The 15,419-nt window shown below is 36.2% G+C and carries 20 protein-coding genes; 4 read left to right on the top strand and 16 right to left on the bottom strand.

From position 1 onward, the window contains the following. Positions 1 to 116 precede the first annotated feature (116 nt). Complete coding sequence (locus tag MKX66_RS27035; protein ID WP_016100674.1) at positions 117 to 923, top strand: Cof-type HAD-IIB family hydrolase; 807 nt, start codon at positions 117 to 119, stop codon at positions 921 to 923. Between the two features lie 73 nt (positions 924 to 996). Here the strand turns inward: MKX66_RS27035 and phnF are convergent, their stop codons facing one another. The 6 genes from phnF to MKX66_RS27005 form a co-directional block, all read right to left on the bottom strand. After that, the gene (gene phnF / locus MKX66_RS27030; protein ID WP_012261644.1) at positions 997 to 1,728 is read right to left on the bottom strand and encodes a phosphonate metabolism transcriptional regulator PhnF; all 732 of its coding nucleotides are present in this window, start codon (positions 1,726 to 1,728) and stop codon (positions 997 to 999) included. After that, positions 1,658 to 2,446, bottom strand: coding sequence for a glucosamine-6-phosphate deaminase (nagB, locus tag MKX66_RS27025; protein WP_002033913.1), 789 nt, complete (start codon positions 2,444 to 2,446; stop codon positions 1,658 to 1,660). Before nagB ends, phnF begins: the two co-directional genes overlap by 71 nt. A 4-nt stretch (positions 2,447 to 2,450) precedes the next feature. Further along, the gene (gene nagA / locus MKX66_RS27020) at positions 2,451 to 3,593 is read right to left on the bottom strand and encodes an N-acetylglucosamine-6-phosphate deacetylase (RefSeq protein ID WP_215591316.1); all 1,143 of its coding nucleotides are present in this window, start codon (positions 3,591 to 3,593) and stop codon (positions 2,451 to 2,453) included. A 206-nt stretch (positions 3,594 to 3,799) separates the two neighbouring features. Beyond that, positions 3,800 to 4,702, bottom strand: a complete 903-nt coding sequence (locus tag MKX66_RS27015) for a ComEC/Rec2 family competence protein (RefSeq protein WP_215590145.1) — start codon at positions 4,700 to 4,702, stop codon at positions 3,800 to 3,802. A gap of 78 nt (positions 4,703 to 4,780) precedes the next feature. Continuing rightward, positions 4,781 to 5,353, bottom strand: a complete 573-nt coding sequence (scpB, locus tag MKX66_RS27010) for an SMC-Scp complex subunit ScpB (protein WP_012261645.1) — start codon at positions 5,351 to 5,353, stop codon at positions 4,781 to 4,783. A 156-nt stretch (positions 5,354 to 5,509) separates the two neighbouring features. Continuing rightward, the gene (locus tag MKX66_RS27005; RefSeq protein WP_002143025.1) at positions 5,510 to 6,253 is read right to left on the bottom strand and encodes a segregation/condensation protein A; all 744 of its coding nucleotides are present in this window, start codon (positions 6,251 to 6,253) and stop codon (positions 5,510 to 5,512) included. Positions 6,254 to 6,422: 169 nt separating this feature from the next. Here MKX66_RS27005 and MKX66_RS27000 point away from each other — a divergent pair, with 169 nt between their 5' ends. Then, positions 6,423 to 6,518: a YjcZ family sporulation protein gene (locus MKX66_RS27000; RefSeq protein WP_000510194.1), complete on the top strand. Its 96-nt coding sequence runs from the start codon at positions 6,423 to 6,425 to the stop codon at positions 6,516 to 6,518. Positions 6,519 to 6,617: 99 nt separating this feature from the next. After that, positions 6,618 to 7,136, top strand: a complete 519-nt coding sequence (locus tag MKX66_RS26995; protein ID WP_012261646.1) for a DUF309 domain-containing protein — start codon at positions 6,618 to 6,620, stop codon at positions 7,134 to 7,136. 20 nt (positions 7,137 to 7,156) lie between these two features. Here MKX66_RS26995 and ribT read toward each other — a convergent pair whose 3' ends face one another. Together ribT and MKX66_RS26985 are read right to left on the bottom strand one after the other, a co-directional pair. Next, positions 7,157 to 7,525 (bottom strand): GNAT family N-acetyltransferase RibT, encoded by a 369-nt coding sequence (gene ribT, locus MKX66_RS26990; RefSeq protein ID WP_000908403.1) that lies wholly within the window; start codon positions 7,523 to 7,525, stop codon positions 7,157 to 7,159. A gap of 485 nt (positions 7,526 to 8,010) precedes the next feature. Continuing rightward, a complete protein-coding gene (locus tag MKX66_RS26985) occupies positions 8,011 to 8,448 on the bottom strand; it encodes a peptidylprolyl isomerase (protein WP_002190570.1) in 438 nt (145 codons plus the stop codon). A 187-nt stretch (positions 8,449 to 8,635) separates the two neighbouring features. Here MKX66_RS26985 and MKX66_RS26980 point away from each other — a divergent pair, with 187 nt between their 5' ends. Next, positions 8,636 to 9,502 (top strand): DUF1002 domain-containing protein, encoded by an 867-nt coding sequence (locus MKX66_RS26980; protein ID WP_002143030.1) that lies wholly within the window; start codon positions 8,636 to 8,638, stop codon positions 9,500 to 9,502. 31 nt (positions 9,503 to 9,533) lie between these two features. Here MKX66_RS26980 and MKX66_RS26975 read toward each other — a convergent pair whose 3' ends face one another. The 8 genes from MKX66_RS26975 to MKX66_RS26940 form a co-directional block, all read right to left on the bottom strand. After that, positions 9,534 to 10,337: a Cof-type HAD-IIB family hydrolase gene (locus MKX66_RS26975; RefSeq protein WP_002067045.1), complete on the bottom strand. Its 804-nt coding sequence runs from the start codon at positions 10,335 to 10,337 to the stop codon at positions 9,534 to 9,536. Positions 10,338 to 10,432: 95 nt separating this feature from the next. After that, a complete protein-coding gene (gene spoVAF, locus MKX66_RS26970; RefSeq protein WP_002143032.1) occupies positions 10,433 to 11,905 on the bottom strand; it encodes a spore germination protein SpoVAF in 1,473 nt (490 codons plus the stop codon). Then, positions 11,892 to 12,461, bottom strand: coding sequence for a stage V sporulation protein AE (locus MKX66_RS26965; protein ID WP_002088445.1), 570 nt, complete (start codon positions 12,459 to 12,461; stop codon positions 11,892 to 11,894). The genes spoVAF and MKX66_RS26965 overlap by 14 nt, the downstream gene beginning before the upstream one ends. Before the next feature lie 5 nt (positions 12,462 to 12,466). Then, positions 12,467 to 12,817, bottom strand: a complete 351-nt coding sequence (gene spoVAE / locus MKX66_RS26960; RefSeq protein ID WP_002143033.1) for a stage V sporulation protein AE — start codon at positions 12,815 to 12,817, stop codon at positions 12,467 to 12,469. Positions 12,818 to 12,820: 3 nt separating this feature from the next. After that, positions 12,821 to 13,837, bottom strand: a complete 1,017-nt coding sequence (gene spoVAD, locus MKX66_RS26955) for a stage V sporulation protein AD (protein WP_215590147.1) — start codon at positions 13,835 to 13,837, stop codon at positions 12,821 to 12,823. Positions 13,838 to 13,850: 13 nt separating this feature from the next. Further along, the gene (spoVAC, locus tag MKX66_RS26950; RefSeq protein ID WP_088040088.1) at positions 13,851 to 14,309 is read right to left on the bottom strand and encodes a stage V sporulation protein AC; all 459 of its coding nucleotides are present in this window, start codon (positions 14,307 to 14,309) and stop codon (positions 13,851 to 13,853) included. A gap of 12 nt (positions 14,310 to 14,321) precedes the next feature. After that, entirely contained in the window at positions 14,322 to 14,738 is a 417-nt protein-coding gene (gene spoVAB, locus MKX66_RS26945; RefSeq protein WP_012261650.1) for a stage V sporulation protein SpoVAB, read from the bottom strand. Further along, the gene (locus MKX66_RS26940; protein ID WP_012261651.1) at positions 14,731 to 15,351 is read right to left on the bottom strand and encodes a stage V sporulation protein AA; all 621 of its coding nucleotides are present in this window, start codon (positions 15,349 to 15,351) and stop codon (positions 14,731 to 14,733) included. Before MKX66_RS26940 ends, spoVAB begins: the two co-directional genes overlap by 8 nt. Positions 15,352 to 15,419 lie beyond the last annotated feature (68 nt).

Here is a 15,419-nt window from a genome sequence, read left to right as displayed (position 1 = left end):
TCTTCTTTTTCGTCAATATAAAACATCTACCATTTAATAAAAATTCATTTTTTAGACATGTTTGTATATGATGCGTATAATGTAAGGGCAACTGTACATAGAAAGGAGATTGCAACATGATTAAAATGTTTGTAAGTGATATTGATGGAACGATGATGCAACACGGAGGTTTTATCGACGAAAAAGATGTTATCGCTTTACGCAGCTTAGCTGAACAAAATGTAATTCTTTGTTTTGCTTCTGGAAGACTTGATAATGAAATTGCAGACCTAATGAGAGCGGTTAATACAAATTTCCATCGCATTAGTGTAAATGGTGTTTTTGTATATACACATGAAAATAAACAGCTATTATCTGCAACTTTCGATTCCAGCATTCTTCCAGATTTGTTAGCTATGACAAATGAAGACCCTTATTTCCGTTATGTAAGTGATGAACATAACTACTACATTGAAGAAAAAACACCGTTTATTCATGAACTTGAACAACAAGTAACGATGACTTCTGTTGAAGAACCTAATCTATTACAGAAAATTGATGATACAATTTTTCCAAATAAAATTTCTATCGGTGGAACGAAGGAAAGCTTACAACTCCTTCAGAACAAAATTGATGAAAAATTTCACGGAAAAGTTAGCACCTTCATTTCAGCAGAACAATGTTTAGATGTAATGCCACCTAATATTAGTAAAGGTTCTGCTATTTCTATTTTATTAAAAGAATTTCAAATACAACCAGAGGAAATTGCTTGCATAGGGGATTCTTATAATGATATTCCAATGTTCTCTTTAACTCCTCACAGTTTTGCTATGTCTCAAGCAGATGACGCAGTAAAAGAGCACGCTCACTATGTAGTAAATACGGTTAAAGATGCTGTTAACCACGTAATTTCTCATAATAAAAATACGACTCACTCCTTATAAGGATGAGTCGTATTTTTATTTCTTTACATGTTGAAAACATCAAAGTTCACTGTACTTCGCAAACTGAAATATATTACTTGTTACGTGCGATGTTCGTAATAAACTTGTAACGATCCCCACGATAAATACATTTCACATACTCTAACGGTAACTCACCTTCTGCATATGACCATTGACGCATTACAAGTACAGGCGCCTTTTTAGGAATATGCAGATGTTCAGCTTCATTATCCGTTGCAATTGAAGCTTCAATTGATTGAGTAGCGCGAACAAGCTTAAAGCCCAGTTTTTTCTCTAAATGTTCATATAAAGATTGTTGTAATATTTCTTCGTTAATATCTTTCACAAGAGTTGGCGACAAATATGTCGTCTCAAATGCAATCGGTTCGTCATCAGCTAAGCGCGTACGTCTCACTTCATAAACCGATTCTCCCTCTTGTATTCTCAGCCGGTCTGCTATTTTAGCAGTAGCTGGAACTAGGCGGAAACTTAATAACTGGCTGCTCGGTTTCATACCACGAGATATCATATCTTCTGTGAATCCCGTCATTCCTTGCAACTTTTGCTCCACTTTCGGAAGTTGGACGAACGTTCCAATCCCACGTTTCCGGTATAAATAACCTTGTTCCACTAAGTTATTAATCGCCTGTCTGATTGTCATACGACTCACTTCGAACTTATCACAAAGTTCATTCTCAGATGGAATTTTATCTCCCGGCTTCCATTCGCCTTCCTCAATTAGCTGTTTCACCCACTCTTGAATCTGATAATAAATCGGAAATGGTGAATACTTGTCGATGTTCATCAGCAATCGCCTCACTGCATAAAGATAGAGCTTCTGGATCTGCGATTACGGTTACATTCGGATGACGTTGTAAAACTGTAGCAGGACACGCCTCACTATATTCACCTTGCAATAATTCTTTAATAGCTTCTGCCTTTTTAGATCCCATAGCAACAAGAAGAATTTGTTTCGCTTTCATAATACTTCCAATTCCCATTGTAATCGCATGAGTCGGCACATCTTCTTCATTTTCAAAGAAGCGAAGGTTTGCTTGGCGTGTAGATTCTGTTAATTCTACAATGTTAGTTGGAGAATTAAATGGTGTTCCTGGCTCATTAAATCCGATGTGACCGTTTTCACCGATTCCAAGAATCTGTAAGTCAACTGGGTTAGCTACTAGAATGCCTTCATAACGCTTGCACTCTTCCTCTAAATCACTTGCCATCCCATTCGGTACATAAGTTTGTTTAAATGGAAGATGATCAAACAACTGTTCTTGCATGAAATAGTGATAGCTGTTTTTATCTTCGTGTGGTAAATTTACGTACTCATCTAAGTTTACAGTGGTTGCATGACTTGTATCAAGTTTATTTTTTCGCATTTCTGCATAAATACCTAATGGAGAGCTTCCTGTAGCCATTCCTAAAGTTGGATTTTCTTTTGATTTTACAACCTCTTTAATTAACTTATAACCTGCTTCTGCTAATTCTTCTGGAGTTTTTACAACTAGAATATTCATCTAATTACTTCCCTTCCTTCATATGAATTCCTAAACGAACCGTATCATATACATGTAATTCTTCAGTCATAACAACAAAGTCTGCATCTTTACCTACCGCTAACGCACCTTTATTATTTAATCCAAATTCTTCTGCTTGGTTAACTGATGTCATTAACACTGCCTCCTCGATTGAACATCCTGTAAATTCAATTACATTTCGGAAAGCTTGATCCATTTTTAAAATACTACCAGCTAACGTTCCATCTTCTAATCGGGCACTGCCATCTTTTACATGTACTGGCTGTCCGCCAAGCTCATATAATCCTTCTTCAAGACCTTTTGCACGCATTGCATCTGTAATGACACTTACTTTTTTCGGTCCTTTTAATTTATATGCTAATTTCACCATATCAGGGTGAATGTGAATACCATCTGTAATTACTTCAACCATTACATCTGGATTTAATAACACATGACCAACAACTCCTGGTTCACGATGATGTAATCCACGCATTTGATTGTATAAATGTGTTGCATGTGTAATTTTTCTATTTTTCAGTTGTGCATCAATTGCATCTGTATGCCCCATTGTGCCAACAACACCTATTTCAGCAAGATACTGTTCAAACTCTAACGCACCTTCTTCTTCCGGTGCATATGTTACCAATTTAATTAGATTACCGCTTGCTTCCTGCCATTGTTTAAATTGCTCGATACTCGCAGGAACAATATGTTCAAGTGGTTGTGCACCCGCACGTTTTTTTGAAACATATGGTCCTTCTAAGTGAATATATTCGAAATGTGCTCCTTTGTCTTTCGCTTCCTTCGCAGCACTTAGCGCCGCTTCAATCGCTTCTGGAGCTTGTGTCATTGTTGTTGGGAAGTAAGTTGTAACTCCTTCTTTTAACATTTCTTTACCAAGAGTTACTAATCCATCGCTATTTGCATCCATCGCATCAATATCGTATCCACCATGAATATGAACATCAATCATACCTGGAATCACAATCTTTCCTGCCACATCTAACACAGTTTCATTTTCTTGTGATACATATTGAGCCATCAAACCAATTTCTTTAACTGTTTCTGTGTAACGAATAAATCCGTTTTCCACTACTTCTTTACCTGTATAAATTTCGGCATTGATGACAACTTGCGTTTTCATTTTCATCGACCCTTTCCCATGAAATACCTACTTATTATTATTACCTTATTCGCCTAATTCCATCTTAATATACACACAAGTAGTTGTCTATACATTCTAATGAAATTTCCTCTTCGTTCAGCGAAAAAAGGAAATTGATTTCTTTTTCATTCTAATATATATTATCCATTTTTACCAAAATGGATAATAACCTCTTATATAATTAGTTACTTAAGTAATGGCATAAGACCGCTTGCCCCCATAGTAATATGTTCACCATCTGTTTCTATTTCCACAGTTCGCTTGTTTGTTCCATATATCATTATACCACGCTGTTTTAATCGTCTTACTACACTCTGATGAGGATGCCCATACGGATTTCTACTCCCGTACGAAAGAATAGCGAATTGTGGATCTACTTTTTTTAAGAATGTTTCACTCGTTGAAGTATACGAGCCATGATGCCCAACTTTTAATACATCTGCATGTACATCAAATTGCTTTAATATTTCATTTTCCGTCCGTATATCAGCATCACCCATTAATAAAAAGTCCGCTTTACCATATCGAATCTTTAACACAATTGAGGACTCGTTATTCTCGTCTTTCGATTTACCATTGTTTAATACTTGTATAGAAACATGTGGATCTAACGGTATGTATTGTCCTTCCTTCACTGAAATGAAAGGTATGCCCCTTTTTTTAATATTATTCCGATACGTATGATAAGTAAATGAACTATATGTTTTTCCACTATCTAATACGAGTGAAACCGGCATTTGTTCTACAATTGGAATAAGCCCCCCTATATGGTCCATATCAGGATGAGTACTTACAATCACATCTAAATGATTAATTCTTTTTTCAATTAGTTTTTGAATAATAACCTCTCCTGCTTCATAAGGGCCCCCATCTATTAACATCGTTTGACCATTTGGCAATGTAATAAGTGTCGCATCACCTTGTCCAACTTTTAAAAAACTCACTTTCATTTTACCAAAATGTTGCCGATGCATATGTATAGAAGACGCAGTATGAATAGACATCATATATCTTTTAGCCGATGCGCTGTTTAACGAAAAACATAATAAAACAGAAACCAACAATAGAATACTCCGTACACCTTTCATAACTCGTCTCCTTTTTTCATTTAGTATGGCACGCTCTGTAATTGATATACAAAAAAAGCTTAGCAAAATGCTAAGCTTTTATTTTGATAATTCCTGTAAAGAACCAAAGAATAAATCTGCTTCATTCATTTGTTCATTTTCTTCCGAAAGAGGTGGTAAATCATCTAATGTTTTCAATCCAAACGTATCTAAAAATTCTTTCGTCGTTCCGTATAAAATAGGGCGCCCTGGTCCTTCCGCTCTTCCCGTTTCTTTTATAAGTAAGTGTGAAACTAACGTTTGTAATGCCTTGTCCGTTTTCACACCTCTAATCTCTTCCATTTCTGTCCTTGTAATCGGTTGACGGTACGCAACGATTGCCAACGTTTCAAGAGCTGCTTGAGAAAGTGAAGCCGCGGTTGGAGTATCTATTAATTTTTGATAGTACGAAGCATGTTCTTTCTTTGTTGCAAAACGATACACTTTTGCATATTGTACAATTTGCAAACCGCGATTCGATCCTTCGCATTCTTTTTGCATTTCCTCTATACTGTTTAGTACTTCTTCCACTTCAACTTCCAGAACTTTAGCTATCTGTTCCGGATAAATCCCTTCGTCACCTGCAACAAATAAAAGCCCTTCAATAATCGCTTTTTGTTCTTTTCTATCCATTTTACGAACTCCTTCCTCCTATTTCCCATAAAAAACACACATAAAAAAACCGAATCACAGTAAATGCGTTCGGTTCAATATTTCTTCTCTCGTTCCAAACGATACATTAAAACCTAACATGAGATAAAATATTTCTATCCCATCTTCACATCAACTCTATACGGATTTATTAGAGCTTGATACGAAAATTTCATCAAAATTATGTTCCTGCTCAATTATGATTTGTTGATTTTTCATTAGCTCAAGAACCGCTAAAAATGTTACAACCATTATTTCACGTTCTTCATCAGCAAACAAATCATAAAAGCTTTGACGACCGCCTCTTACTTCTAACTGTTGTAGAATATCAGTCATTCGCTGTGCAATTGGTATTTCTTGACGAGTAATTCGCGTTGTTACGGGGGTTTTTGCTTTTTTACGACGCATTAGCTTTTGAAATGCCGCTAACATATCATATAACGTAACATCAAGAGGTAAGCTTGTCTCCTCTTCTTGTTGAAATGATGTAAAATCAATTGGCGGACGTGTATATAGCTGTGCTCTTTCTTGTTCTCTTTCTTTTAACTCAGTAGCAACTTGCTTATATTTCTTATATTCAATTAACCTCTCCATCAATTCTTGACGAGGATCATCTATAAAGTCTTCACCGTTATCAGGTACATCTTCTTCTTGTTTCGGTAACAACATTTTACTTTTAATTTGTAATAACGTTGCAGCCATTACTAAATACTCACTGGCAACATCTAATTGTAATTCTTTCATCGTATGGACATAAGATAGATATTGCTCTGTAATTTTCGCTACAGGAATATTATATATATCAATTTCGTAACGATTTATTAAGTGTAACAATAGATCTAAAGGCCCTTCAAAAGCCTCTACTTTAAAATTATACTGCACAAAGCATCCCACCACATTTTTTCTATAACACCATAAGTATAGAGCATACTCATGTTCTATCCAACCTTTTTAAGAAATTTAATTAAAAATAGACCTATGCCCATGTCATAATGCCCACCGCTTCATATGATAACAATGTAGTAAGAACAATGTAGGAGGTCAAAAAACTATGGGTCACGTTGATTGCGGTTTTAGCGGTGGGTTCGCATTACTTGTTGTACTGTTCATTTTACTAATCATTGTAGGAGCAGCTTGCTTCTGCTAATAGGACGCAATAAAGCGACTAGGGATATTTCCCTAGTCGCTTATTGTTAATATTTCTATGATAAACTGTACATATAACCGTTAGACAGGAGCGAATAAAATGTATCCTACCGAGTACGTACAATTTTTAATTCATTTTCACGGAGACTATGATTATTTTGAATGTCATGAAATATTAGAAGAGTATTGGAAATTAAAACCTAGAGGCGAACGCGACAATTACTTAGTCGGTCTCATTCAAATTGCTGTTTCCTTATACCATCACAGACGATCCAACTGGAATGGTGCAGAGAAGATGATAAAAAGCGCAATAGCACTTTTAGAAAAGAACAGTACATCTTTACATCAATTAGGAATAGATCATAAACAACTTATGTTCTTATTAAATGAAAGATTACACTCTATCCACAAAAAGGAAATTTTTGCGCCGTTATTTTTACCCTTATTAGACGTATCGTTAGAAAAACAATGCATACAGTTATGTAAGAAACAAAACCTCTCTTGGAAAGATGTGAACGTCATTCCTGGTGAATACATCATAAGTAAGCACACATTGCGTGATCGAACAGAAGTCATTTCTGAGCGACACGAGCAACTACAAAAAAGAAAGCAGAGATAATAAACTACTTATCCCTGCTTTCATGAATGTATATTTTGTTCAAGCTCTTTACACTTTTTGCAAAAACTTGCTGTTTGCTCATTTCCGCAAATTGTAAACTCAAGAAATTTACTCTTAAGCTCTTGAACCATCTTCGTCCCAATCCCCATATGACGGTGAGACGGATTCACGCTCAAATGCTGAATTTCCAATACCTGATCTTCTTTTTTTATAATCCCCATTATCCCAACAAAATCTTCATTTTGTTTCCACAAATACAATTGCCAATCCTCTTTCGCTTCATATTCTTTCATTGTCAATTGTAATGTTTTCACATCTTTTTCAGTTGGCATAAATGAAAGAAGCCCCATTGCAATTTTTTCATAACTTTTTTTAAAACGAATTAACATAACCCTTATCCCTTCTTACAAAAGTTACAAACTATTTATCCCCTCAATCACTCTTTTCATATCACATTCATTCTACAATATTTTTACCAGAGTGAGAAGGGGCTGAAACAACTTGATAATCATACAAAGCGTTAAGAAGAAAGTCAAATATATGTTTCCACGCTATTTCTTTCTATTACACCGCTCAAAAAAGAGACAATACTATATAGGAACTAAAAGGAAAATCCCTTTCTCATCACATTTCACTTATTAACCATTTTTGAACAAAGTAGTTCTACCAAAAGCAATATGTTAAGAGAAATACATTTATTGAAGCATATAATTCGTACTCCATCCTATGTATTTTGTTAAAAGTTTGTTCTCATGAACAATATAATTTAACGTTAGTAGCCGTCCTATTTGTGTCATATACTTTAAAATATATACCAATCCCTGTTTATAGGAAATAAAAAAAGAGAGCAAAATCGCTCTCTTTTTCTCGTAACTTATTCTTCCCAAACTTTAACTTCTTTCATTGCATCGCCTTGACGCATGTTTAATACCGTTTCAATACCGCTTGTTGCTTTACCGAATACAGTATGTACGCCATCTAAATGCGGTTGTGGCTCATGAACAACAAAAAATTGGCTACCACCTGTATTACGACCAGCATGTGCCATAGAAAGTGATCCAACAAGATGTCTATGAGGATTTCCATCAGTTTCACATGGGATAGAGTAACCTGGGCCACCTGCACCTGTGCCTGTTGGGTCTCCACCTTGGCTTACGAAGCCAGGAATAACGCGGTGGAATGTCACACCATCATAAAATCCTTGCTCTGCTAATTTTTTAAAGTTTTCTACTGTTTTTGGTGCCTCTTCTGGGAAAAATTCTAAATCGATTTTTTCGCCATTTTCCATTAATATGTATCCTAAAGTTTTCATATGTATATGTCTCCTTTCAACTATCTCAGCACTATATTACCATATTCATGACGAGAAACAAAAAGAATCCGACAATCTGCATACTTCTTTTTTGAAATGTGGAAGAAGCTAGGTGACAAATAAGAAAAATATACTATAATAACTGTGTTGCCCGAAAATTTAAGAAAGAGAAAGGGAGCGATTTTTCGTGAAAACGAAATTACTAGCTCTGCTATTAGCTGTAGCCGTATTTATTATGCCAACAGCTTCATTTGCAGACATCATTGAGGGAGAATCAATTGTTACACTAGGAGAAAACTTATCTGAACAACAGAAACAAGATCTTTTGAAAGAAATGAAAGCACCAAAAGATGCACAAATTATTACTGTATCTAATGCGGAAGAACATAAATTTCTAGAGGGCATCGTTCCAAAAGCGCAAATTGGTACGAGAGCAATTTCCTCTTCTATGATTACATACACAAAACCAGGGTCAGGTCTCATTGTACGCTCAAAAAACATTAATTCGATAACAGATGCAATGTACACAAATGCACTTATTACAGCAGGTGTGAAAGATGCAGAGATTCAAATTACTGCACCATTTAAAGTTTCAGGAACTGCTGCTTTAACAGGTTTAATGAAGGCCTATGAAACAACATCAAACAAAGCCATTCCTGAAGAAGTAAAAAAAGTAGCCAATGAAGAAATGGTACAAACAGCCCAGCTTGGTGATAAAATCGGCGAAGAAAAAGCAGTTCAACTTGTTGCAAAAATTAAAGAAGAAATTGCAAAAGAACAGCCCAAAACCACTGAAGATTTACGTTCATTAATTAAAAAAATTGCTGATCAACTTGGCATTACATTAACAGATGAACAGTTGGATAACTTAGTATCGTTATTTGATAAAATGAAAAATCTTAATATCGATTGGAACCAAGTTGGTAGCCAATTAGAAAAAGCAAAAGACCATGTGTCTGCCTTCTTAGGATCTGATGAAGGGCAAAGTTTCCTAGATAAAGTAAAAGATTTCTTCTCTAGTATCATTGATTTCGTTAAATCTTTATTCAAGTAAAAAAGAAGCTCGCCAGTGACGAGCTTCTTTTTTATACAAGTAACGGTAATTTCATAATAGCTTCTTCAACCGAACGGACAACATGATTTGCTTTCTCCTTCACATACGGATGAGCATGATGGAGGGTGAAGGAGTGCGGGGTTACTTCAAACATAGAAATATCATTGAAAGAATCTCCAATACATGCAACTTCATTTGCTTCAATTTGTAAATGTTCCATTAATCGCTTCAGAGCGCTTCCTTTACTTACACCTCTTGGCATAATGTCAACATATCGCTTACCCGATATAAAGACTTCCGCTTCGCTATGAAATGTATCTCTCAACTCTTGATCTAATGCTACAATTTTTTCTTCTTCGCCAAAAACAAATAATTTCGCAGGATGTACAGTCTTCCCAAATTCCTCTTCTAACTCTTCGATTTCAGCAATATGCACTCCCATATACTCTTCAAAAGTATGGTGATGTTCATTCTTCCTTTTTGTATATCGCTGCTCATTTGCACAAACAATATCTGCTAGTCCCTTTTTATGTATATATCGATATATTTCCTGGGCAACCCCATCTTCAAAACTCGATTCATGAAATACTTTTCCATCCGGTAGTATCATTGTCGCTCCATTTAAACTAGTTGTGTAATACGGGAACGAAAACCTTTTTACCGCCTCATCAATTCGGTGAGTAAAACGGCCAGAGGCAAAACAAATATTTGTCCCGTTTTCAGCTAGCCAACAAAGCGCTCGTTCATCTTCTTTTTGCATATCATTCATATTGTAAACGAGTGTATCATCTAAATCACTTACAAATAGTTTAATCATGTCCTCTTCCCCTTCCATACACAATATCTACTCTAATTGTACAAAAAAAATGTTTGATTTTTGTTAAAAAAACAATAAATTTTCAATAAAAAATAAGCGGAGCATAATCCCGCTTATTTTTGTCTTCGCACATTTTGAGGTCTTACAATACTTGGACGAACCTTTAAACTAGACATAGTTGGACGAAGTAAAATTTTCGTTAACGCGCCCCAATCAAACGGTAAAAACGGCCATAAATACGGTGTTTGCAAGCTTTTTATAGATGTTAAAAATAGAATCAATATCGTCATTCCAATGACAAATCCCATTTCATGAAATATGCCTGTTAAAATAATGACAAACAATTTTCCAATCTTATTCCCAAGCCCTAACTCATAACTTGGCGTAGCGTATGCTCCAATCATAGAAACTGCTACGTACAAAATAACTTCTGGTACAAACAAACCTACATCAATTGCAATTTGACCAATTAATATGGCAGAAATTAATCCTGCTGCCGACGACAATGATGTCGGTGTATGAATGGCAGCCATTCTTAAAAATTCGAGTCCGACTTCAGCCATCAAAATTTGTAATAAAATCGGTAAATGCGTCATCTTATTTGGTCCAATGAAAGCAAGACTTTCCGGTAAAAGAGTCGGATCAAAAACAAAAACTAGCCAAAATGGCAGTAAGAATAGCGAAAATATAACACCTAAAAAACGTACCCAACGTAAAAATGTACCTACAGCTGGATTTTGTCTAAACTCTTCTGCATGCTGTAAATGGTGAAAATATGTTGTTGGAGTGATCATAGCACTTGGTGATGTATCAACGAGTACTAACACATGTCCTTCTAACAGATGATTTGCTGCTACATCTGGTCTCTCTGTGTATCGGATAAGCGGGAATGGATTATAACCTTGTTTCACTACAAATTCTTCTACCGTTTTATCCGCCATCGTAATCCCATCTACTTCAATATTATTTAATTCTTGTTTTATAATCTTCACTAAATCCGGATTTGCAACATCTTGTACATATGTAATACAAATATCCGTTTGCGATCTATCCCCTACTCGAATCATTTCATTTCGAAGACGTGGATCGCGTATTCTTCTACGAATTAACGCTGTATTTACAACGATATTTTCAACAAATCCATCCCTTGCACCACGCACTACCTTTTCTGTATCTGGTTCTGTCGGTGTCCGGCCCGGATAACTACGAACATCTATTGCGAACGCTTCAGTTTCACCTTCCACAAATATAACAATGAGTCCTGATAATACTTGGAGCATTACATCATCCATCGTTTTTACTTTACTTACTTGTTGATGAATTAAACGATTCTCTAAAAGCTTTACTGTATCTTCTTCTACATCCCTTATTTCATTTGTATCCACCGCTTCTTCTAAAATAGGGATAATATAATTCGTATCACAAAGTCCATTTACAAATAACACACCAATTTCTTTATTTAAAATTTTAAATTTACGAATACCAACATCGTATGTAACACCAAGTCCAACTGTTTGCTTTAAATAATTTTCATTATCACTTAAAAAAGATGAAATCGGGATATTCACTTTTTTAGGCTTCGTCATAAAAGCCACTCCTTTCCAAAATTAATTGAATCGCTTTTCTAGTAATAGGTGATCCTCTCTCCCATTCATCATTTCCGCACATCTTGCCAATATCACCGACCCCCACTATGACAGGAACATTCAGACCATCTAAACAATAAATCGTATCCCCACTAATCCTGCCAATTTCACCATCTGGGAGTCCAAATTTATCAACGCCATATTCTGTCAAATTCCCATTCCGATCTACACTTACATCTACACGCGCCCATTCCCAATGATGTGTATTAGATGCTACTGCTAAAATACCGAGTACATCAACTTGTTTATGTGTTGCGACATACTTTAACGCCTTTTCACCAGATCCTTCTCCTATAAATCCGCTGTCATCAAACATGACAAATACAGGGTCATATGGCGTTTGCATAATAAGCTCAACAACTTTCTTCCCTGTCAATTTGGTCGGATTACTTTGCGATGCTGAAATACACCTCCCCCCAAATTCCTTTGTTAACAGCTCAATTGTCCGCTTTGCATATTCATCTCCATCTGTGACCAAAACAACCCTTCGTCTCATTTGATTTATCCTTTCGGTTTACATATAAGTGCAACAAAAAATGAAAATAATATCGCTGCTGAAATCCCCGCAGACGTTAAGCTAAACATACCGATTCCAATTCCTAAATATCCATGTTTTTCTGCCGCATGCATTGCCCCGTGCAATAGTGAGTGTCCAAAACTTGTAATAGGGACTGTTGCCCCAGCACCTGCAAATTTTATAAGCTTATCGTACAATCCGAATCCGTCTAAAATAGCTCCGGCGACTACAAAAGTTGCCATTAAATGTGTCGGTGTTAACTTTGCGAAATCTAGCAACACTTGTCCAATTACACAAATAGCTCCTCCTACAAGAAATGCATATATAAAATCCACAATTCACTCTCCTTTAACTCTTTCAAACACAACACCATGCGCAATCGTTGGAATCGTTTCCTTCTGTTGTATCATCATGGGGCTTAATAGAGCTCCAGTTGCAACGACAAAAATTCTTTGTAAATTCCCTTTTTGCATTTCACGCAATAAATGGCCGTATGTTACAACAGCTGAACAAGCACAACCACTGCCCCCTGCAAACACTTCTTCTTGATTTGAATTGTAAATCATTAATCCACAATCATTGTATACATTCCCCAAATCATACCCTTCCTCAAGTAAAAGTTGTTTCGCAATTGGTGTCCCCACAGCCGATAAATCACCAGTAACAATAAGATCATAATCAGCTGCACTTCTTCTCAAATCTTCAAAATGTTGTTGAATTGTATGAGCAGCAGATGGTGCCATCGCTGATCCCATATCTAAAGGATTAGCAATTCCTAAATCTTGCACTTTACCAATTGTTGCTGCTGTTATTTTAATTGCACTCGCCTCATTGCTAATTAATATTGACCCTGCTCCGGTAACAGTTGAGTTTGCTGTCCCTGGCTTTTGTCCTCCGTATTCTGTTGGGGAACGAAATTGTCTTTCAGCCGTCGCATTATGACTACTTACTGTAGCTAAAATACGATTCGCAAATCCACCATCTATAAAAGCTGATCCAATCGCCAAAGTTTCCATTGACGTCGCACAAGCGCTGAACATCCCTAAAAAAGGAATACCATACTCACGAGCAACATAATTTGCTGTCACTGTTTGGTTTAATAAATCTCCCGCTAAAAAGAAATCAATTTGCGATTTTTTTATATTCCCTTTTTGCATCGCTTGTTGAATTGAGTCTGACATTAACCTTCGTTCAGCAAGTTCCCAGTTTTCCTCTCCGCAATGTAAGTCAGAATATGAAATATCAAAATCCTTTCCAAGAGGGCCTTCAGCTTCTTTCGGACCGACAGCAGTACCAGTTGCATTCACGAAGATATCATTTTGAAATACCCACGTTTGTTTTCCTGTCAATCTCATACCCACCCCTCCTTTAAGACATTAAAATTTGAAATGTATATCTTATTAACCCGATAATGTATGCACCGACGACTCCAAATACAATGACACTTCCTGCAAGCTTAAACATGTTAGTAGCGATTCCTAGAACAATCCCTTCACTCCTATGTTCTAGTGCGGCACTCGCCATAGAATTCGCAAATCCAGTAACTGGTACTGCTGATCCCGCTCCAGAAAACTGCCCGATTTTATCATATACACCACACCCTGTTAAAATCGCCGAAAATAAAACAAGCGTTGCAACTGTCGGATTTCCTGCCTCTTGTTCACTAAAGTGAAAATAATGTATATAAAATTTCATCAATATTTCTCCGACTGTACAAATGAGCCCACCTACAAGAAATGCCTTCACACAATTTAGCAAATAGTTTGGCTTTGGATGGTACTCCTTCACTTTATTTATGTAATCATCTTTCAGTTTTCGCCTTGTCATATATATTGCCTCCTACTTTACGAAATAAATCCAGTGAAACAATGAGCCTATTACTTTTCCAAGTACAAGAGCAACGAGTAAAACAACAATTTTCCCCTCTACCCCGACTCGTTTCGCTAAAATAGGTAAAACATTTAATACTTCTGTTAATGCCGCAGCGAGCATTCCAATGAATGTGCCACAAAATATCCCTAATATAACAAGCCAATATTGTGACGTTTGAAATGTAATATTTTTCAAACTACACCAAGCCCCAGTTAAAGTACCCGCAATGACCGCCCACTCAAAATATTGAATATGCTTTCCACTTCTCGTTAATTGAGCTAAACGAGGGATTATACCAAGTACAGCTAAAAACGCGACATATCCGCTACCTACTGCAATCCCTCCAGCTAAGCCAATTAATACAACAAATGCACACTCAATCATCAGCAATCTGTTTCATATTATCCTTGTTTTCATGAACAATTACATATTGATCAAGCGACTGCTGATATTGAAACATCTCAACTTCTAACGGGCTCGGCTCTTCATTAATTCTCTTTTGAAATACATGATTAAAAAATAAGACCATACCTAATCCAAGACCTAGTGAATAAGGAATTTGAAATAAAAGTGGTTGCGCCTTAAATTCTCCAGTAATCATGTAATATAACCGCTGGTGTACTTGTTGCATACTTACATCTTCATGGAAATAAATGATCGCAAGGGCCGCTCCAATGAAAAGTAACAACCATACAAGTCCGAAGAAAACCGGATGCACTTTCTTTTTTTCGTATATAATTTCAACAAGAGTTTGTCCAGAACCCAGTAAATTAATTTGTACATGAGATGCTTTTTGTTGAATAATCTCAATTACTTTCATGACATCAATTACAACATGCGTCTTATCATGTGCTGTTATGTTGTAGACTATCTCATTTTGTAACGACTCAACTACAAAAGAATCTCCGGCAAGTTGAGCAACATCGCTCAGCCTTACTTCATACGTAGGAGACACTTTTAAGCGATTGCGCATTTTAATATAAATTGTTCCTTCCAATTTCCATTCACCCCTTCACTCTTCCTCGTAGTTGTAGTATGGTTATTGGAATTTTTTCTAATACAATT

This window comes from Bacillus sp. FSL R9-9530, assembly GCF_038008145.1.
GTDB classification, from domain to species: domain Bacteria; phylum Bacillota; class Bacilli; order Bacillales; family Bacillaceae_G; genus Bacillus_A; species Bacillus_A mycoides.
The sequence above is the reverse complement of the archived record's forward strand: the minus strand, read 5'-3'. Positions and strand labels throughout refer to the sequence as shown.